The following is a 19,171-nucleotide window of genomic DNA, read 5'->3' on the forward strand; positions in this document are numbered from 1 at the left end:
ATAAAACGGGCGGATTGATTTTGCGTTATCAATTCACCCGCAAATATCTGATAAAAATAAAAAAACCCCGGACAATACCGGGGTTTTCAAATGACATTTGGCAACCTTAACCGTGCGGGTTCGGCTCGCCAACAGCGCGGAACTGGATATAGTTCGGCAAGCCCATCATATCGATCAGACGGATCTGCTGTTCAAGCCAATATGCATGATCCTCTTCGCTGTCATCCAGCAGCGTGGTCAGCATATTGCGCGTCTGATAATCTTCTTCCTTCTCGGCAAGTTTAATCGCCTTTTTCAGAAGATCGATCACATGATATTCGTGTTCGAGATCGTTTTTCATCATCTCAGGCACGGTTTTGCCGATCTTGATCGGACTGCGCGACGCGGTATCGGGCACACCTTCAAGGAACAGAATACGTTCGATCAGGCGTTTTGCATGTTCGAGTTCTTCGTCCTTTTCATGATGCATACGAGCATAAAGTGCATGCAAACCCCAATCGAGATACATCTCGGCATGGGTGTTGTACTGGTCGGCGGCGGACAATTCAGCCGTAAGCTGCTTGTTCAGCGCGTCGATAACCTTCTTGTTACCCTTCATGGCGTAAAGCTCCTGAATTGTTAGTCGCCGTCGCCAGAACGGCTTTGAATATAATTCTGCATACCGACATTTTCGATCTGCCACTGCTCCGTTTCCAGCCAGTCGACATGTTCTTCCTGATCTTCAAGGAATTTGACCAGCAGATCGCGGGTTACAAAGTCTGCGGCCTTTTCGCAGGCGCTAATCGCCTCGCGCAGAAGCGGCAGGCTTGCCAACTCGAACTTCATGTCGCAGGAAACGATTTCCTCGACATTCTCGCCGATCATAAGCTTGTTCAAATTCTGAAGATTGGGCAGACCTTCAAGGAACAGAATGCGCTCGATGGTGTCATCGGCACGTTTCATTTCCTTGATCGAAAGTTTGTATTCGTACTCGCCCATTTCTTCCACGCCCCAGTCGCGGAGCATACGGGCATGCAGGAAATACTGGTTAATCGCCGTTAACTGGTTGGTAAGCACGCGATTAAGATAACTGATGATCTTGGGATCACCCTTCATGGTGGCACTCCTGATGATTGGGCTGTCCAAATAGTGGGATCGACCATTCCCCTTTTCAAGGGAAAACCGCGCCTTTGATTACCATTATCAATAATTTAGCCGATTTTTTTGCAAATTTTCAGATCATGGCACACAAGTAAAAATCATTCGCGCAGCAACCATTGCGAATGAAAATCGGTCCGCCCGTTTTCGGTTGTTTTTGTTTGCTTCAACCAATCTCTGGGACCTTTTTTCGCGTACGAGTCGGAAATATGATTTTCGCTGCCGGAGGTCGCCCGTTAAATGTCTGCCATCAAATCGATCCGTTTCATACTTGGTGATCAGCTGTCTGTTTCACTGGCAAGTTTAAGGGATGCCGATCCTGATCACGACTTGATTGTAATGGCGGAACCGAACAGCGAGGCAAACTATGTCGCCCATCACAAGCAGAAAATTGTCTTCATTCTGTCTGCGATGCGCCATTTCGCTCATGAATTACGTGAAAAGGGTTTCGCGGTTTGTTATTTCGATTATGAGAATCAGCCGACCAATAGCTTTAGCGATGCCCTGAAACTGGCATTGAAAAATCATCCGGTAAAACAGGTAATCATTACAGAGCCCGGCGAATGGCGGATACGCACGGAAATCGAAACATGGGCGGACAAGTTCGGTATCGTCCTTGATGTTCGCGACGATGATCGTTTCTTTGCCCCACTTTCGGTATTTGCGGAATTTGCTGAAAACCGCAAGGAACTCCGTATGGAGTATTTCTATCGGCAACTGCGACGTACAACCGGTATCCTGATGGAACCGGATGGCAAACCGGTTGGCGGTCAGTGGAATTTTGATCACGATAATCGCAAACGCCTTCCCGATGATCACAGGCCGCCAAGCCCCCTGACTTTCAAACCGGATAGCATCACGCAGGCATTGCTCAACCGGGTTAAACAGGATTTCCCGAATGCCTGCGGGGATCACGAAAGTTTCGGCTGGGCGGTTACCCGACGCGATGCGCTTACAGTCCTTGATCACTTTATAGAACATCAATTGCCGCTATTTGGTGACTATCAGGATGCGATGACTGTAAAAAGCAGCACTGTTTATCACTCTCTTCTAAGCGGCTATATCAATGTCGGCCTTTTGCTCCCCGATGAAGTATGCCGTGCCGCTGAAAATGCCTATCGCGTCGGCAAGATACCAATCAACGCCGCCGAGGGCTTTATTCGTCAGATCCTTGGCTGGCGCGAATATGTGCGCGGGCTTTACTGGCATATGGGGCCCGATTACGGAAAAGGCAGTTATTTCGATGCCAGACGCCCCCTACCCGCCTTTTTCTGGGATGGGAATATTGGGATGAACTGCCTGCATCACGCCATCACCGAAACGCTGGACAATGCCTACGCGCATCACATTCAGCGATTGATGGTGATTGGCAACTTTGCGCTTCTATCCGGTCTGGATCCAAAGGAAGTCTGTGAATGGTATCTGGCAGTTTATATCGACGCATTTGAGTGGGTGGAACTTCCCAACACCTTTGGCATGGCACTTTATGCCGACGGGGGAAAAATGGCGTCCAAGCCCTATGCTGCGAGTGGAAAATACATCAACCGGATGTCTGATTACTGTACGGCTTGCCAATACAGTCCCAATAAGAACACAGGGCCCGATGCATGCCCCTTTAACGCACTTTACTGGCACTTCCTGGATCGTAACGTCGATAAACTCGGCAAAAACCCGCGCCTTGCTATGCCATATCGCAATTGGTCGCGTATGAATGGGAACAGTAAAACGGCACTAATCGAACAGGCCGAGCATTTCCTGACACAGATGGATACCGGAAAAATCCCAAAGCCATCACATCAGGCAAGCCTGTGGTAGCCGGGATCATCTGAAATACAGCGCATATTCAGAAGACAGAAAAACAAAAAGCCGGACGAAATGTCCGGCTTCTGCTTACACAGCTGCCTACAAACTGGCGCTGTCGAAATTCAGTCTGGCTTAAGCGATCGCGTCACGAGCAGCTTTGCGCGCTACGTCTTTGATCTGCCAGTGGGAAATCCCGACATCATCCAGGTCACGCTTATCGAGATTGTAGAGTTCGTTCGCGACAGAGCGTGCATAGGCCCAACGGCGAACAGCAACGAGAATACTGGACAGGAACATGTTGAACCTCCTTGGTTTAAGAATAAGAACGCTAGCCTGCGGGTCTTCCGCTTTTGGTCGGCGCGTTCATCACTTCGCTTTCTGCAATGCAATATGCTCCCAAGAGCCATATATCTCAACCGCCAAAGATTGCATATCATCTATTCCAAAACGTCACAATTGAATGGGTTCAATTGTGAAACTTGTAGCCTTCATCACAGGAAAAATTGAAATAAATCATATATTTCAGCCTTCGCCCCCATGCGGCAACGCAACATAGCCACGCACGGCAAAAAGCTCATTTCGCCATTCCCGCGGCAACCACACATTTATCACCCGCTAATTTATCACCCGCTAGCTGATCACGTACCCCCATTGCCAATTCAAAGAACTGTTCCCGCACGGCACCGGCATAGGGGTTCTCGTTTTCAATCGCCCAGAAAACGCTGGGCGCGTCGTAGCGCACCATTTCGGTGGCCTTGACCAGCAAGTCAAAGCTTGCTGTTGTCATGCGCACAGGCAATGGATCCATCCGGGCAAGAACCTTGGCAATGAGATGCGTGACACCCTGCACGACCGCGGCCTCGCGGTCATGGACCTCCGGAGTAACAACAAAAACCTTGAGCCGCAGAATATGGCGCAGGAACGCGGCAATCCGGCGAAATTTGTATCCCCGCACAGGGCATATCGCGATCTTGAGCCCGGAAATACCGTCCCGCGCACTTTGCGGACCAAACAACGGATGGGTACCGATGATCTCGACATGATCGGGAAGCCCTTCAAGCATTGCCTGCGCCGGTTCCATTTTCACGGACCCGACATCCAGAACAATCGCCCCCGTACGCAAATATGGTGAAATCGTCGCGATCACAGACCTCATTTCCGTAACGGGAACGGCCAGAATGACGATATCGCATTTCGCCACGCTTAGAATATCAGCCGCCCGAATGTTTCCATGTGCGGCTTCCGACACGTATGCCGAAACCGCATCAGGATTAACATCATGTACCAAAACCGGAAAATGATCTGCCAGATGCCGGGCGGTCAAACAGCCAAAGGCGCCGAACCCGAAAATCCCGATGGTCGGGTGATCTGGAAATAAAAAAGGCATCGTCTGTCTCCGAAGAGCTGCGATGCCGGTGCCTGCCTTATAAATCAACCGCCGACGACGCAGCGGTTGAACATAGAAAAACGCTCCCGCCTTATGTGGCAGGGCCGTAATAGAAATCAGCAAACAGGCAAATAACGTTTTTCATGGCGGCGATTAATAATGCCAAACCTTTCCATGTCAAGGCATCTTGGCATCTCTGGTACGATACCAAGAGCAGCACAGCATCAATACTAAAGTCCCTCACCCTCTCGCAGAGCTTTTCACGCCTTCTCCGAAGGACGCATACTGAATTCAAATTGCACCGGCACGCCTTTTCCAAGCTGTTACAAATACGGACACATTTCATTCAGTTGTGCATCATTGGAATAACTGTCTTGCGGCGAAATACGCTAATTTTTCTTGCTGCCATGCAATATAATTCAGGACTATCATGCTATTTTTGTAACAGTTTGTTTCAGTTCGCATTCTGGAAACGCCCTGTTACAGTTTTGTGAGTGCAAAGGGTCCCCCTTGGCAGCATGTTGTCGCTGCAATTGGTTTAAAGCCAGGGAGGAAACCTAAATGAATCTGCGCAAAACCATTCTCGCCACCGGTGTGGCGTTCTCTGCTCTCGCGACTACAAGCTTTGCACATGCCGAACCGACTGCCGAAGTCCTGCATTGGTGGACCTCGGGCGGTGAAGCCAAAGCGGTCTCTGCCCTGAAAGAAGATTTCGAAGCACGTGGTGGCAAATGGGTTGATAGCCCGGTTGCCGGTGGTGGCGGTGACGCCGCAATGACCGTGCTGCGTTCGCGCGTTCTGTCGGGCGATGCCCCGGCCGCTGTTCAGCTTAAAGGCCCGGCGATCCAGGATTGGGCAGAACAGGGTGCACTTGCCGATCTGAATGACGTTGCCGAAGCAGAAGGCTGGGACAAAGTCATTCCGCCAGCTATTCAGAGCGTCATGAAGTATGAAGGCGATTATGTTGCCGTTCCTGTAAACATTCACCGTGTTGACTGGATCTGGGCAAACCCGGAATTGCTGGCCAAAGTTGGTGCCACCGAAGCGCCGAAAACCTGGGACGAATTCAACGCCCTTGCTGACAAGCTCAAAGCGGCCGGCATCACGCCTGTCGCCCATGGTGGTCAGCCGTGGCAGGATGCAACCGTCTTTGAAACCGTCGTTCTTGGGCTTGGCGGCCCGGAATTCTACCAGCAAGCCCTGGTTGATCTCGACGAAGACGCGCTGAAATCCGACACGATGAAAGCCGTGTTCGACCAGATGCGCAAAATCCGCGGTTATGTCGATGCCGACTTCCCGGGCCGTGACTGGAACCTTGCAACAGCTATGGTCATGAATGGCGATGCCGCCATGCAGATCATGGGGGACTGGGCAAAAGGCGAATTCCTTGCCGCAGGCAAAGTCCCGGGCAAAGACTTCATCTGTTCGGCAACCCCGTCCGAACACGGTTACCTGTTCAACGTTGACAGCTTTGCGATGTTCAATGTTTCGGGCGATGACAAGGTAGAAGGCCAGAAACTGCTTGCAGAACTGATCGTTGGCCAGAAATTCCAGGAAACCTTCAACCTTCTCAAAGGCTCGATCCCGGCACGTCTTGGCGTTCCGCTCGACAAATTTGACGATTGTGCGAAGAAATCCGAGGCTGACCTTCTGGCTGCCCAGGACGCAGGCGGGTTCCTTCCGTCGATGGCACACGGCATGGCTCTTCGCGGTCATCTTTCGGGTGCGATCATTGACGTCGTAACCGCACATTTCAACTCCGACATGTCGTCTGACGAAGCCGTCTCGCGGCTGGTCGAAGCTGTTGAACTGGCCAAAGACTAATCTCATCTGACCTGTACAGTCACATTGACTGACGACGCACCGGCCCCGGACATTTCCGGGGCCGGATTCCCGCTACTTTAATTGTTTGAGGCAAAGGGTATGGGGGCTTCTTCAAGCACCGAAAGCAACCTGACGGCCAGCATCCAGCGTCATCTTTCCAAGATCGTTGTTGCACCGTCCTTTGCTGCGTCCCTGTTTTTCGTCTACGGGTTCATCCTGTGGACAGGCTATATGGCGTTTTCGAAATCGCGCATGCTTCCGGTCTGGGATTGGGCCGGTCTGCGGCAATACGAACGTCTGTGGCAAATGGAACGCTGGCATGTTGCCATCGAGAACCTGCTGATTTTCGGCGGTCTCTTTATTGTTATCTGCCTGTTTCTTGGCTGCCTGCTTGCAGTTCTTCTTGATCAGCGCATCCGCGCCGAAGGCGTCCTTCGCACAATTTTCCTGTATCCGATGGCCCTGTCCTTCATCGTGACGGGTACCGTCTGGAAATGGCTTCTCAACCCGGGCCTTGGCCTGGAAAGCATGATGCATGACCTTGGCTGGACCAGTTTCAAATTCGACTGGCTGGTCAATTCGGACATGGCGATCTACACGGTCGTGATCGCAGCCGTCTGGCAGGCATCGGGTTTTGTTATGGCAATGTTCCTTGCGGCATTGCGCGGCGTCGATCAGGACATCATTCGCGCAGCCTATATGGATGGTGCCAGCCTGCCCCGCATCTATTTCGGCATTATCATCCCGTCGATCCGTCCGGTTTTCCTAAGTGCGATCGTCGTTCTGGCCCATCTGGCCGTTAAAAGCTTCGACCTCGTCATTGCGCTTACCGGTGGCGGCCCCGGCTATTCGTCCGATCTTCCGGCAACCTTCATGTACACGATGGCCTTCCAGCGCAACCAGCTGGGCGTTGGTGCCGCAAGTGCCATGATGATGCTGGCGACCGTGATGGCGATCATTGTGCCGTATCTGTATTCCGAACTGCGCGGAGGCAAGAAAAATGGCTGATATTCAGCATTACAGTCACGACGCAGGCTGGAAACATACCATACTGCGCGGGTTGCTATATCTCGTTCTGATCCTGTTTGCAGCCTACTATCTGTTCCCGCTTTTCGTGATGATTTCGACCTCGTTGAAGTCGCTCGATGAAATTCGGGAAGGCTCACTCATTTCGCTGCCGCGCGTCATCACGTTCGATGCCTGGACCTATGCGTGGAATGAAGCCTGTGTTGGCGTTGAATGTTCAGGCATCAAAATTTACTTCTGGAATTCGGTCAAAATGGCGGTTCCGGCGGTTCTGATTTCGACATTCCTTGGTGCGATCAACGGATATGCCCTGACCAAATGGCGTTTTAAAGGGGCTAATATCGTCTTTGCCCTACTGCTGTTTGGTTGCTTCATTCCGTTCCAGGTTGTGCTGCTGCCGATGTCACAGGTTCTGGGGTCACTTGGCCTTGCCAGCTCGACCACCGGTCTTGTTCTTGTGCATGTCGTTTACGGCCTGTGCTTCACCACCCTGTTCTTCCGCAATTACTATGTTTCGATCCCGGATGAACTGGTGAAGGCAGCCACCATCGACGGCGCAGGTTTCTTCACCATTTTCTGGCGTATCATTCTGCCGATTTCGACACCGATCATCGTCGTGTCGGTCATCTGGCAGTTTACCCAGATCTGGAATGACTTCCTTTTCGGTGCTTCCTTCGCCTCTGGCGATAATGCGCCGATGACTGTCGCACTCAACAATATCGTCAACACCACGACCGGCGTGAAACAGTACAATGTCGATATGGCCACAGCCCTGCTGACCGGCCTGCCGACGCTACTTGTTTATGTTCTGGCCGGAAAATACTTCGTCCGCGGCCTGACCGCCGGTTCGGTGAAGGGATAAGCAAATGGCATCACTCACCCTTGATAAAGTTCGCAAGGCCTTCGGTCCTGTCGAGGTTCTCAAAGAAATCAATATTGCTATTGAGGACGGCGAGTTCCTGGTTCTGGTCGGCCCGTCGGGTTGCGGCAAATCGACCCTTCTTAACCTGATCGCAGGTCTTGAAGGTTCCAGCGACGGGGAAATCCGCATCGGTGATCGCGTGATCAACGATGTCCACCCCAAGGACCGAAACATCGCCATGGTGTTCCAGTCCTACGCGCTTTATCCAAATATGACCGTTCGCAAGAACATCACCTTCGGTCTTGAAATCCGTGGTGTTTCGGCAGCAGAACGTGACAAGGCTGTCGCCGACGTCGCCAAACTGCTACAGATCGAAGCCCTGCTGGATCGCAAACCATCCCAGCTTTCGGGGGGACAGCGCCAGCGCGTTGCGATGGGCCGTGCACTGGTTCGCGATCCGGACATCTTCCTGTTTGACGAACCTTTGTCGAACCTTGATGCCAAGCTGCGCGTCGATATGCGCACCGAGATCAAGAAACTGCATCAGCGTCTGGGTGCCACCATCGTTTACGTGACCCACGACCAGATCGAAGCCATGACCCTTGCCTCGCGCATTGCGGTCATGAAAGACGGCATTCTGCAGCAGTTCGATACGCCGCAGAACATCTATGAACGCCCAAACAATATCTTTGTTGCTGGCTTTATCGGTTCGCCGTCGATGAACTTCATCAACGCAACCCTGATCAATGACAATGGCAATCTGGCCGTATCGATCAAACGCGATAACGACCCGATCATTCTGCCGCTGAAAGATGCGCCGGAAAGCTATCAGAGCTATGTCGGGAAAGATGTCGTTTTCGGCATCCGTCCGGAAGGTTTGACGCACAAGCGTACCGGTTCTGATGAACCGGGCAGCCAGTATGTCAATTTCGACTGCAAGGTCGAGGTTATTGAACCGACCGGTGCTGACACCATGACCGTTGTCGAAATCGGCGGAAAGGAAATCGTTGCACGTGTCCGGCCTGACCGGGCACCGCAACCGGGCGAGATGATGACATTCTCGGCCGACATGTCTCAGATCAGTCTGTTTGATCCGGTAACGGAACTTCGGATCTGATCTGATCGGCGGGCGGTTCTGGGGGCCGTCCGCCGTTCTTGTCTTTATAGGATTCTTAAAAACGGCCTGGAATTCCCGGGTCGTTTTGTTTTCAACCTTTGTCGACGCGCCGCGGCAAAGCAATCGTGACCTCCAACCCACGTCGGGGCAGATTGCGTAATCGTATCGTCCCGTCATGGGCATCGATGACCGTTTTTACAATCGACAGACCAAGGCCGCTGCCACCGGTGGTGCGTGCGCGTGATCCTTCTACACGGAAGAACGGCAGAAAGACATCCTCCTGATGTTCCGCGGCGATACCCGGTCCTTCGTCCCGAATGGACACCAGAACCGTATCGGCCGTCGCATCCAGACTGACATAAGCGCGATAGCCATATTTCAGCGCATTCTCGATCAGATTGGTGAAGGCACGTTTTAATGTTCCGGGTCGGCAGGTCAGACGGATGCTGCGCTTGTCACCAAACGAATGCGCCTCGTCCCCGCCGCCAAATACGGTGTGAACCGAACTGAAACGAAGCGGCTGCGGTCCCTCGAAACTTACCGGACGGCCAAGATCGGCATAATCGTCACAAATCGCTTCGAGAACCGATGTGAAGTCAACTGTGCGCTCTTCTTCCTTGCTAATCCAGTCACCAAGGAAATCGAGTGCATCGTTGAGAAGCCCGTCCATTTCATCAAGATCGCGCAACACGGTTTCGCGCAATTCTTCATTTTCGATAAATTCTGCACGCAGGCGCAGGCGCGTGCTGGGCGTGCGCAAATCGTGTGAAATTGCGGCCAGCATACGGGTTCTGTCACCCAGCATCCGTGAAATCCGTTCTCGCAATCCATTATATGCCGCGGCCATTGACCGGGCTTCGGTCGGGCCGCGCTCCTCCACCGGTGGGCCTTCAACTTCATCCCCCTGGCGAATGATCGCCTCGGTCAAATTCTTGAAGGGACCGGCCAGAAGATCGGCCAAAGCAGCAAACACCGCCAACACGGCAACAACCCCGACCAGAAAGATCAGAAAAACCATGGATGGCGATGCATAGTCGGACCACAGCACCGGATGAGACAGCAGCATTCGCATGCCGGATGGCAACATGATTTCAACGCGAGCCTCAAGTCCCTGACGCGCTATTTCGCGCGATAGGCCGGCAAAAAACAGACTGGGATTTTCGGCGGTTTCAATCAGGTCGCGCTGTTCCGCACCAAGACGCCCGCGCCGAAAATGCACCTTTACCGATGTCGGCCAGCCCGTATCGGCCAGACGTGCGGGCATTGCGATATGTTGTGCCGGGCGCGAAAATAACAGAATGGTACCGATATCGTCAGATGGCAGAACACGAACAGAAAGCCCGTCACGCGCGGCTATATCAACGATATTTCCCTGTAACTCCGGACTTTCGGCAATCAGGATCAATTCGCGAATGGTAAAGCCCAGAGTATAGGCTCGGCTGATCCGCTCGCTCCGTTCGATGATGTATTTCGATGCGATTGAACTGATGCCCGCGATGATGACACCGCCGACCATCATGATCATAAAGATGCGTCCGCCTAGCGTGCGGGGCTTGAATCGCCGCATATATTCGGAAAACGCACCAATCTGAACTGCCATCGATCGAATTCCTAGACGGTCCTCGTATCGGCACAGAACTGATAGCCAATGCCGCGCACGGTTTTGATCAGCTTGGGGTTTTTGGCATCTTTTTCAATTTTGCGGCGCAGGCGACTGATCTGGATATCGATACTGCGGTCAAACGGGATAGAGCTTTGCCCGCGTACGATATCAACAAGCTGTTCACGCGACAGCGCACGCTTGTTATGCTTGACCAGCGCCAGCAACAGCGAAAATTCCCCGGTCGACAAATGCACCGCCACATCATCCAGATCGCGCAATTCACGTGATCCGATATCGAGCGTCCAGTCGGCAAACAGGATTTTCTGGGTTTTGGTTTCTTCGTGATGAACCTGTGTCACGGTACCGGTTTCAAAACGGCGGAACACGGCACGAATACGGGCCAGCAATTCACGCGGATTGAACGGCTTGGTCAGATAGTCATCTGCACCCAGTTCAAGACCAAGAATACGATCTGTATCCTCGCCCACCGCAGTCAGCATGACAATCGGTACCTTGGAATTGCGGCGCACATCCCGACAGAGCGCAAAACCATCCTCGCCAGGCAACATGATATCAAGGATCACCAGATCAATATTCCAGTCACGAAGCGCACGATGCATCTCCGCCCCGTCGGAAACGGTGGTGATACGAAACCCGTGCTGGAGCAGGAATTTTTTCAGGAGCTTCTGGATTTCCTGATCGTCATCGACAACCAGAATATGGGGTTCACGCCGCGTACTCAGTCTCCGCCTCCCTTGGATCCGACAGGTCCGTGACCGGACTGTCGCGCGGAGTTTAGTGCATATTGTCCCGGGTTTGAACTATTTTACCCAATGCCGGGGATAAATGAAAAAGCCGGGATAAAAAACCCCGGCTTTCCTAAAGAAAATCTTCTTCCCCAACGTGTTAGGTGACCTATTTCAGGTCATAAACCTTGGTGCTTCCCGATACTTCGGATGCGACGATCAACATTGCATTGCCCGTCGGGCTGTTTTTGGCATCAACAAACAGCATCCCTTCCGGGGCAAGTTCACCCGCGGTGTCGGCTTCCGGGCTTCCGGAATATCGACGATCAGAATGATATGTCACGAATTGCGGGTTAACCGGATTGGTCAGATCATAGACCATAAACCCGCCCTGACGTTCCAGACCGATGAAAGCATAAGGCGTGCCATTGACATAACCCGATGCCAGACCTTCGGGTTCTGGCCCCTTGTCATCGGAACGATTATCGCGGCTATAGTTTTCGGTATCCGAGGCATTGAAAACATTGCTGTAATTCGCTGCCATGAACTGTTCAAATTGATCACCACTGTCAAAGACCATCTTGCCACCGGCATCAAGGACCGAGAACGACCGGGCGCCATAGCTATAAATCACATCGAAATCACCATCGCCGTCAATGTCGCCCTGTGCCTTGGTGGTTTTAAGGCGGCCCAGGTTTTCATCCTTTTGCAGGTTTGCTGCATTCGGGAATGCTACCGGATCAAGGGTCAACTTGCCGACGCGGGTTTCCTCGCTATAGCCATCATAATCGCGGGAATCGCCTTCGTTCGCGATCAGCACCCAGGTTTTGCCATCGATTTCAATCGTATCAATGGTGTCGGGCATATACATCCCCATCACCGGCCAGGTGCGGATATTGATCTTGCCGTCCTTGTCGCTGGCATCAAACGCATTGACCGAATGGTCCTTGAACCCAAGACCGGCAACACGGATCACGCTGGCGGTTGCAATATCAAGGATCGCAACAGCGTTATTTTCCTGAAGCGACACATAGGCCGTTTTACTGTCTTTCGACACGGCGATATATTCCGGCTCAACATCCTGTGCGACACTTGACGTGCCCGGGTTCGATACCCGCATGCCGTATGGAAGCGTCGCATCATTCAAAAAGGCGAAATCAACGTTACGAACATCCGCATCCGTTAACTTGGCCACATCACCCGATACCGGAATGATCGAAACGCTGCCTTCCGGATCATTGTCAAACGCATCATTTGGTTCACCTTCATTGGCAACCAAAACATATTTACCATCCGGGGTAAATTTGATCATATCGGGCAAGGCGCCCACAGTAACGGCTGCGATAAAATCACCATTGGTGGTAAAGAACACAGCTTTGCCAGATGCCTGTTTATCTTTATTTTCAACAGCAACGGCCACAACGCCATCGTGAACAGCAACGCTGTTGGCGGCTTTGCCCCAATTCGAAAGATCAAGCGCCCCGATTTTACTGATTTCATTTGGGTTCGACATATCAAGAATGTCGATGGCCTTATCCCCACCATTCACAACAAAAATACGCTTGGTCACCGGATCAAATGCCGGAATTTCAGCCGCACTTTCATCAAACACGCCGGTGCGATATTCGCCCATTGAAAGGATCGAAAGCGGTTTGGCCGCCGGTGTTGCCGTATCAAGCCCCATCGCAACGTTCTTTGACGTCGCCGCTGTACCACAAGCCCCAAGAAGCACAGACATCGCAACAGTCGCCATTAATGAATAACGCATAGTTCCCCCTGAAAACTGAATTAACCGTGGCAGACAACCTGCAAACAAGCCGTAACAGTTTGATGACGACGCCGTGACAGTTTCATAAATTTCCTGAACCCCGCTATGCTCTGAACAGCCACAATCAACCTAAAGCAATAACCGTTCACGAAAATCAGTTGGAAACAGCAAGAATGGCCACGATCAATATCGCCGTGATCGGTGCGGGCATGGCTGGCCTTAAGGCAGCATCGACCCTGCATGGCATTGGCATCAATGTAACGGTCTTTGAAAAAAGCCACGGCACAGGCGGGCGGCTTGCGACCCGCCGAACCGAATTTGGCAATTTCAACCATGGCGCCCAATATGTGACGGCACGTGATCCGGCATTCCGTGCCTTCCTGCGCCATGCCGCAAGCCAAAATTCAGCGCGCGACTGGCGGCCCAACCTGTATCACGGCCAGCAAGCCCAAAGACAACAGACGCCACGCCCGATTGCGGATGGCAACACCGCCGCCGACATTTGGTATCAGGGCGCGCCACTAATGAACAAGCTGGTCACGCCTCTTCTGACCTCATTTGAAATTCGCACCCGTCACCACATCAATCGCATTGAACCACATGGCCCCCGTGAATTTATCCTGCATAATAATCTTGGTCAGGAATTTGGTCCTTTTGACGGTGTAATCGCAACTGCACCGGCCCCTCAAGCCGCCGAACTGTTACAGCCCTTAAGCCCGCGGTTTGATGTCATCAATAACGTTAAAATTGCTCCCTGCTGGTCAGCAATGATCGCATTTGCCAACCCTTTACCCACGGCATTTGACGCCATGGTCCATCCTGACCCTGCCATCAGTTGGGCCGCGCGAAGCGACAATAATAATAATCTGCCCCACAGACCATCACCGGATCTTTGGGTTTTGCACGCCACCACAGAATGGTCCCGTGACAATCTGGAAGACGACAACGAACGTGTCGCATCGCGCTTGCTGGAAAAATTTCGCGATATATGTGGCAGCCGACTTCCCGAAATCATATCAATCGACGCCCATCGCTGGCGATATGCCCGAACGGAAACACCGCTTGGCCAAAGCCATTTAACCGGGATGAAGGGTCGAATAATTGCCGCAGGTGACTGGTGCCTTGGCGCACGGGTCGAAGCCGCATGGCGCAGCGGAAAATGCGCGGCACATGCCATGATCGAAACTCTGACCAGTTGATCCCCATGGCAAAAAAGAATGCGTAAACAAAGACAAGGACGGTGCCAGCCGATAGCCGCCACCGCCCCCAAATGATTGACGTCTGCATCACGTGTGGTGATTAACCACGCAATGCCTGCAACTGCTTGATCAAACCGGCCGTGGATGCATCACGGGCATCGGCACTTTGCGTGGCCTGCACCATCGGCAACAATTCCTTGGCCAATTGTTTGCCCAGTTCCACCCCCCATTGGTCATAGGAATTGACGTTCCAAATGATGCCCTGAACAAAGATTTTATGTTCATACATCGCAACCAAACGTCCCAACGTGAAGGGATCAAGCTGCTTATACAGGATCATATTGCTCGGCTTGTTGCCGGCAAAAACCTTTTGCGGGGCCAGAACATCAATCTCGGCCGGGGTTAAGTTGGTATCCGAAAGTTCATCGCGGACTTCGGCCTCGGTCTTACCACGCATCAGGGCCTCGGCCTGGGCAAAGCAATTCGCCACCAGCTTGTCATGATGGTTTGCCAGTGGATGCAATGCATTGGCCGCTACAATGAAATCAACCGGGATCAGTTCTGTTCCCTGATGGATCAGCTGATAAAACGCATGCTGGCCATTGGTCCCGGGCTCGCCCCAAATAATCGGACCGGTTTCGTAATATATCGGCTTGCCATCGCGGGTCACCGACTTGCCGTTGCTTTCCATATCGGCCTGCTGCAAATAGGCAGGCAGTCGTGACAAATGCTGATCATACGGCAAAATCGCCTGACTGGATGCGCCCAGCACATTGCGATACCACACCCCGATCAACGCCAAAGTCACCGGAATATTTTTATCAAGCGGGGCGGTCTGGAAATGCAGATCCATCGCCTGCGCACCGCGCAACAATTCTTCGAACCTGTCATAACCAACGGCCAGAATGATTGGCAACCCAATCGCCGACCAAAGGCTGTAACGGCCCCCAACCCAATCCCAGAAACCGAACGCATTATCAGTATCGATGCCAAAGGCGGCGACCTTATCAAGGGCGGTCGACACGGCCACGAAATGCTTGGCAACCGCGGCCTCGTCCTTTAGCAGCCCAATCAGCCAATCCCGCGCCGAAAAGGCATTGGTCAGGGTTTCATCGGTGGTAAAGGTCTTTGACGCAATGATGAAAAGCGTCGTTTCCGCATCAAGGTCTTTCAGCGTATCAACAATATGTGCGCCATCGACATTGGAAACAAAATGGCAGCGAATGCCGTCAATATGATACGGGCGCAAGGCCTCGTTGACCATCACCGGGCCAAGGTCCGAGCCACCAATCCCGATATTGACCACATCGGTAATCGCCTTGCCGGTATGCCCCTTCCAATCGCCACGATGAATGCGTGCACTAAAGGCCTTCATCCGTGCCAATACGGCTTTGACATCAGGCATGACATCCTGACCATCAATCACCACCGGGCCACCATCCAGATTGCGAAGGGCGGTGTGAAGCACTGCACGGTCTTCGGTGACATTGATCCGCTCACCGGCAAACATGCGATCGCGCCAGCTTTCAACCTGTGCCGCCCCGGCCAGATCACGAAGGGCTGTCATCACTTCATCGGTGATCAGGTTTTTTGAATAATCAACAAACAGATCATCCAGCGTGACCTGAAAACGGTCAAACCGCGCCGGATCATCGACAAAAGCCTTGCGTAAATTGAGGCTCTTGGAAACATCCCCCCCCAATTGATCAAGCTTTTCCCAGCAGGTCGTCATATTTTCTGTGGACATTCCACCCTCGGCTTCAAACAGATAGCAAACAATACCGGCGTTATATTCAAAGAATAACATGCCGATACGACCATTTGTGGGACAGTTTATGGGACATTTTGATGGCAATTCCGATGGGGTGAAACTGCCATCAAACAAATTCTAACCGGGCAATCCGTTCACAGACAGGAATTGCGCAACCTCTGCCTCGGTCGGAAGGGCCGCAATCGCACCGCGTTTGGTGGCTGTCATCGCGCCGACCGCATTGGCAAATCGGCAGGCAGCAGCGACCTTTTCCGCCGATGTCAGCAATTCCGGGTCCTTAAGCAAACGTGACAGGAAACCGGCGGTAAAGCCATCCCCTGCCCCGGTCGCATCAACCGCTGTGACTTTGAACGGCTTGGCCGCCCCTTCAAAATCCGGGGTAAAGAAACGGCTGCCTTTCGGGCCGGATGTTACGATCATCAGTTTCCAGTGATCACACCATAATTCGCGAACCCCTGCCTCAAGGTCATCCTTCCCGGTGATAAAGGCCACTTCATCATCGGAAATCTTGACCACATCCGCCTTGGTAATCGCAAGCCGCAACATATCACGCGCGGCGTCCGGATTGGGCCAAAGCGGCAAACGAAGGTTCGGATCACAGGAAATAATCGCCCCGTTTTCGCGTGCAATGTCAATTGCGGCAAGGGTCGCTGCACGCGGATCATCATCAATCATGCAAAGCGTACCGTAATGAAACAGGTCACAGCCTTTGAGCATATCCTGATCAAGATCGGCCGGTGTCAGCAACATATCCGCCGACGGGCTGCGATAGAAAGAAAATTCGCGTTCGCCATCGGCACGCAGCGACACAAAAGCCAACCCGGTCAGGGCTTCCTTGGTCAGAACAATGCCCGATGTATCAACATTGTCGGCCTTTAAAGTATCGACCAGAAAATGGCCAAAAGCATCATCGCCAAGCTTGCCGATAAAACCGGTTTCAATGCCCAGCCGTTGCAATCCCACAGCCACATTGCCCGGCGCACCACCTGCGGCCTTGGCAAAGGCCGGTGCATCGGCAAGGCCGGTACCGGTCACAGTCGGGACAAAATCAATCAGCAATTCCCCAAGGCAAACTGCTTTTGCGCTCATAGCGATTCTCCGTTTATATCGCCCGTCAACCGGGTTGCGGGCATTATCATTTGCTGTGGGACGCGATGGTTTTAAATCGATTCAATTCATCAGGCAAAGAAAAAGCCACCTTAGGCAAAAAGTGGCTTTAGCCCGCTGCTTTTTCAATAACTTCAGGCCGATTTCCCCAGCGCAACTTCACGCCCGCGGCCAAGCGATGTCATCCATTCATCGAAATGATCATCATGCTCAAGCTGATAACGATAATGGCGTGTCAGCGCCGCATTCAGTTTACCACCCCGCCCCAGCAGATCATCGGCAAAGGAAATCATGCGCGAATTGGGCCAGGCAATCGGACGAATGGCACGAAGGGTTGCAAAAAGTTCATCTTCGTTTGCATCGGGCTGGGTTTGCGCCATGAGCGTCAGCATCGCTGCTGTCGAACGTGAAACGCCCATATGGCAATGCACCAGCAAATGGCCGTCCTTACGGGCATCGACGGTGTTTTTGAGTCCCTCACCAAAGGCGAGAACCTCTTCGACATGGGCGACCGTCGGAGCCATCTGACCGGGCAGTTCATCAATGATATCGTGGAACCGCAAAATGGTACGTTCATGCGGGGCATAAGCCGCGAATGCATCCGGGTCCGGTCTTTCCGGATCAAGGACCGAAAGCACATGCGAAACCGACCGGGTTTGATGGGTTGGCAGTTCATCAATGCCACAAATCGTCAAAAGCGAAATAGAAACCGGTTTCATGTCTTTCCTCCAATACACTGATTAAGCGTAATAACATCACAGCAACCGTAAAAAGCAAAGGGCCGGTACTGTTAAAATACCGGCCCGCGTTGAAATCTGTGTGATCTTGCTATTACGGCTTTCGGTTCACCGCATGGATATTCAGCATTTCCCAAGCAATCGTCGCACCGGCAAGCGATGTGATGTCCGATACATCATAAGGCGGGGAAACTTCCACCACGTCCGAGCCGATCAGATTGATCCCCCCCGCAAGACCGCGCAGGATCGAAACCGCCTGATGGCTGGTCAGGCCGCCCAGAACCGGCGTGCCGGTGCCCGGTGCATAGCACGGGTCAAGCCCGTCGATATCAAAGGTGATATAGGCGTGATTGTCGCCGACCACGTCTTTGATTTTGGCAACGATCTGATCAATCGACATCGCCTGCACATCCGGCCCGTACAGGATGTTATATCCATGGGTCGATTCATTATGCGTGCGGATGCCAACCTGAATGGATTTCGACGCGTCAACAATGCCATTCTTTGCCGCATGCCAGAACATGGTGCCATGATCGATACGATCGCCATCATCTTCCCATGTGTCGGAATGGGCATCGAACTGGATCAGCGAAATTCCCTTGCCGTACTTTTCGGCATGAGCCTTCAGGATTGGGTAACTGATGAAATGGTCGCCACCAATCGTCAGCATTTTCGCACCCGAGCTAACGATATCGCGTGCGTGATCCTCGATCATCTCCGGGATTTTATGCGGATAACCGGGATCAATCACCATATCGCCATAGTCGATCACGGCCAGTTCACCAAAAATATCGCGCCCGGACGGGAAATGCGGTGCCCATGCAAGATTTACCGACGCACGGCGCACCCCCTGCGGGCCAAGGCGCGTACCAGGGCGGCTCGACGTTGCAAGATCAAAGGGGATGCCCGTAACCGCAACATCAATGCCCGTAAGATCACGGGTATATTTGCGGCGCATGAATGACAGCGCGCCGGAATACATCGGCTCGCTGGTATTCTGATGCACGGATTTCGCAGTAAAAGCGTTGTCGCCGCCTTTGGTATCAATAACCCCGGTACTGCTCATAATTCGTCCCCTTGTCCT

17 protein-coding genes are annotated in these 19,171 nt (G+C 52.6%); 6 read left to right on the top strand and 11 right to left on the bottom strand.

The window, feature by feature from the left end; translation table 11 throughout:
- Positions 1 to 106: 106 nt before the first annotated feature.
- Positions 107 to 598: a bacterioferritin gene (gene bfr / locus TH3_RS10815; protein WP_007089392.1), complete on the bottom strand. Its 492-nt coding sequence runs from the start codon at positions 596 to 598 to the stop codon at positions 107 to 109.
- Between the two features lie 20 nt (positions 599 to 618).
- Positions 619 to 1,095, bottom strand: a complete 477-nt coding sequence (gene bfr / locus TH3_RS10820) for a bacterioferritin (protein ID WP_007089391.1) — start codon at positions 1,093 to 1,095, stop codon at positions 619 to 621.
- A 282-nt stretch (positions 1,096 to 1,377) separates the two neighbouring features.
- Here bfr (TH3_RS10820) and TH3_RS10825 point away from each other — a divergent pair, with 282 nt between their 5' ends.
- Positions 1,378 to 2,952 (top strand): cryptochrome/photolyase family protein, encoded by a 1,575-nt coding sequence (locus TH3_RS10825; RefSeq protein WP_007089390.1) that lies wholly within the window; start codon positions 1,378 to 1,380, stop codon positions 2,950 to 2,952.
- Positions 2,953 to 3,072: 120 nt separating this feature from the next.
- Here the strand turns inward: TH3_RS10825 and TH3_RS22655 are convergent, their stop codons facing one another.
- Together TH3_RS22655 and TH3_RS10830 are read right to left on the bottom strand one after the other, a co-directional pair.
- Positions 3,073 to 3,237, bottom strand: coding sequence for a DUF1127 domain-containing protein (locus TH3_RS22655; RefSeq protein ID WP_007089389.1), 165 nt, complete (start codon positions 3,235 to 3,237; stop codon positions 3,073 to 3,075).
- 277 nt (positions 3,238 to 3,514) lie between these two features.
- Entirely contained in the window at positions 3,515 to 4,327 is an 813-nt protein-coding gene (locus TH3_RS10830) for a prephenate dehydrogenase (RefSeq protein WP_007089388.1), read from the bottom strand.
- 561 nt (positions 4,328 to 4,888) lie between these two features.
- Between TH3_RS10830 and TH3_RS10835 the strand changes: the two genes are divergently transcribed.
- The 4 genes from TH3_RS10835 to TH3_RS10850 all read left to right on the top strand — a co-directional run bounded on the left by TH3_RS10835 (position 4,889) and on the right by TH3_RS10850 (position 9,156).
- Positions 4,889 to 6,151 (top strand): ABC transporter substrate-binding protein, encoded by a 1,263-nt coding sequence (locus TH3_RS10835; RefSeq protein ID WP_007089387.1) that lies wholly within the window; start codon positions 4,889 to 4,891, stop codon positions 6,149 to 6,151.
- Positions 6,152 to 6,250: 99 nt separating this feature from the next.
- Entirely contained in the window at positions 6,251 to 7,159 is a 909-nt protein-coding gene (locus TH3_RS10840) for a carbohydrate ABC transporter permease (protein WP_007089386.1), read from the top strand.
- Positions 7,152 to 8,039 (top strand): carbohydrate ABC transporter permease, encoded by an 888-nt coding sequence (locus tag TH3_RS10845; RefSeq protein ID WP_007089385.1) that lies wholly within the window; start codon positions 7,152 to 7,154, stop codon positions 8,037 to 8,039. The genes TH3_RS10840 and TH3_RS10845 overlap by 8 nt, the downstream gene beginning before the upstream one ends.
- A 4-nt stretch (positions 8,040 to 8,043) precedes the next feature.
- Positions 8,044 to 9,156: an ABC transporter ATP-binding protein gene (locus TH3_RS10850; protein WP_007089384.1), complete on the top strand. Its 1,113-nt coding sequence runs from the start codon at positions 8,044 to 8,046 to the stop codon at positions 9,154 to 9,156.
- A gap of 91 nt (positions 9,157 to 9,247) precedes the next feature.
- Here TH3_RS10850 and TH3_RS10855 read toward each other — a convergent pair whose 3' ends face one another.
- The 3 genes from TH3_RS10855 to TH3_RS10865 all read right to left on the bottom strand — a co-directional run bounded on the left by TH3_RS10855 (position 9,248) and on the right by TH3_RS10865 (position 13,273).
- Positions 9,248 to 10,756, bottom strand: coding sequence for an ATP-binding protein (locus TH3_RS10855; protein ID WP_007089383.1), 1,509 nt, complete (start codon positions 10,754 to 10,756; stop codon positions 9,248 to 9,250).
- Between the two features lie 11 nt (positions 10,757 to 10,767).
- On the bottom strand, positions 10,768 to 11,502 hold the full coding sequence (locus TH3_RS10860) for a response regulator (RefSeq protein ID WP_037991605.1): 735 nt from the start codon (positions 11,500 to 11,502) through the stop codon (positions 10,768 to 10,770).
- A 172-nt stretch (positions 11,503 to 11,674) separates the two neighbouring features.
- Positions 11,675 to 13,273 (bottom strand): choice-of-anchor I family protein, encoded by a 1,599-nt coding sequence (locus tag TH3_RS10865; protein ID WP_139328142.1) that lies wholly within the window; start codon positions 13,271 to 13,273, stop codon positions 11,675 to 11,677.
- Between the two features lie 173 nt (positions 13,274 to 13,446).
- Between TH3_RS10865 and TH3_RS10870 the strand changes: the two genes are divergently transcribed.
- Positions 13,447 to 14,472 carry an NAD(P)/FAD-dependent oxidoreductase gene (locus TH3_RS10870; protein WP_007089380.1) on the top strand — a complete coding sequence of 342 codons (1,026 nt, stop codon included), beginning with the start codon at positions 13,447 to 13,449 and terminating at the stop codon, positions 14,470 to 14,472.
- A 100-nt stretch (positions 14,473 to 14,572) separates the two neighbouring features.
- Here TH3_RS10870 and pgi read toward each other — a convergent pair whose 3' ends face one another.
- The 4 genes from pgi to speB form a co-directional block, all read right to left on the bottom strand.
- Positions 14,573 to 16,219, bottom strand: a complete 1,647-nt coding sequence (pgi, locus tag TH3_RS10875) for a glucose-6-phosphate isomerase (RefSeq protein WP_040060853.1) — start codon at positions 16,217 to 16,219, stop codon at positions 14,573 to 14,575.
- A gap of 141 nt (positions 16,220 to 16,360) precedes the next feature.
- A complete protein-coding gene (locus TH3_RS10880) occupies positions 16,361 to 17,332 on the bottom strand; it encodes a PfkB family carbohydrate kinase (protein ID WP_007089378.1) in 972 nt (323 codons plus the stop codon).
- A gap of 152 nt (positions 17,333 to 17,484) precedes the next feature.
- Positions 17,485 to 18,069, bottom strand: coding sequence for a tyrosine phosphatase family protein (locus TH3_RS10885; RefSeq protein WP_007089377.1), 585 nt, complete (start codon positions 18,067 to 18,069; stop codon positions 17,485 to 17,487).
- 112 nt (positions 18,070 to 18,181) lie between these two features.
- Positions 18,182 to 19,153 (bottom strand): agmatinase, encoded by a 972-nt coding sequence (gene speB / locus TH3_RS10890; RefSeq protein WP_007089376.1) that lies wholly within the window; start codon positions 19,151 to 19,153, stop codon positions 18,182 to 18,184.
- Between the last annotated feature and the right edge of the window lie 18 nt (positions 19,154 to 19,171).

It is taken from the genome of Thalassospira xiamenensis M-5 = DSM 17429 (assembly GCF_000300235.2).
Lineage (GTDB): Bacteria > Pseudomonadota > Alphaproteobacteria > Rhodospirillales > Thalassospiraceae > Thalassospira > Thalassospira xiamenensis.

Bases quoted from the DNA above. Each gene is read 5' to 3' on its own strand.
- bfr (WP_007089392.1), bottom strand. From the start codon at position 598: ATGAAGGGTAACAAGAAGGTTATCGACGCGCTGAACAAGCAGCTTACG.
- bfr (WP_007089391.1), bottom strand. From the start codon at position 1,095: ATGAAGGGTGATCCCAAGATCATCAGTTATCTTAATCGCGTGCTTACC.
- TH3_RS10825 (WP_007089390.1), top strand. From the start codon at position 1,378: ATGTCTGCCATCAAATCGATCCGTTTCATACTTGGTGATCAGCTGTCT.
- TH3_RS22655 (WP_007089389.1), bottom strand. From the start codon at position 3,237: ATGTTCCTGTCCAGTATTCTCGTTGCTGTTCGCCGTTGGGCCTATGCA.
- TH3_RS10830 (WP_007089388.1), bottom strand. From the start codon at position 4,327: ATGCCTTTTTTATTTCCAGATCACCCGACCATCGGGATTTTCGGGTTC.
- TH3_RS10835 (WP_007089387.1), top strand. From the start codon at position 4,889: ATGAATCTGCGCAAAACCATTCTCGCCACCGGTGTGGCGTTCTCTGCT.
- TH3_RS10840 (WP_007089386.1), top strand. From the start codon at position 6,251: ATGGGGGCTTCTTCAAGCACCGAAAGCAACCTGACGGCCAGCATCCAG.
- TH3_RS10845 (WP_007089385.1), top strand. From the start codon at position 7,152: ATGGCTGATATTCAGCATTACAGTCACGACGCAGGCTGGAAACATACC.
- TH3_RS10850 (WP_007089384.1), top strand. From the start codon at position 8,044: ATGGCATCACTCACCCTTGATAAAGTTCGCAAGGCCTTCGGTCCTGTC.
- TH3_RS10855 (WP_007089383.1), bottom strand. From the start codon at position 10,756: ATGGCAGTTCAGATTGGTGCGTTTTCCGAATATATGCGGCGATTCAAG.
- TH3_RS10865 (WP_139328142.1), bottom strand. From the start codon at position 13,273: ATGCGTTATTCATTAATGGCGACTGTTGCGATGTCTGTGCTTCTTGGG.
- TH3_RS10870 (WP_007089380.1), top strand. From the start codon at position 13,447: ATGGCCACGATCAATATCGCCGTGATCGGTGCGGGCATGGCTGGCCTT.
- pgi (WP_040060853.1), bottom strand. From the start codon at position 16,219: ATGTCCACAGAAAATATGACGACCTGCTGGGAAAAGCTTGATCAATTG.
- TH3_RS10880 (WP_007089378.1), bottom strand. From the start codon at position 17,332: ATGAGCGCAAAAGCAGTTTGCCTTGGGGAATTGCTGATTGATTTTGTC.
- TH3_RS10885 (WP_007089377.1), bottom strand. From the start codon at position 18,069: ATGAAACCGGTTTCTATTTCGCTTTTGACGATTTGTGGCATTGATGAA.
- speB (WP_007089376.1), bottom strand. From the start codon at position 19,153: ATGAGCAGTACCGGGGTTATTGATACCAAAGGCGGCGACAACGCTTTT.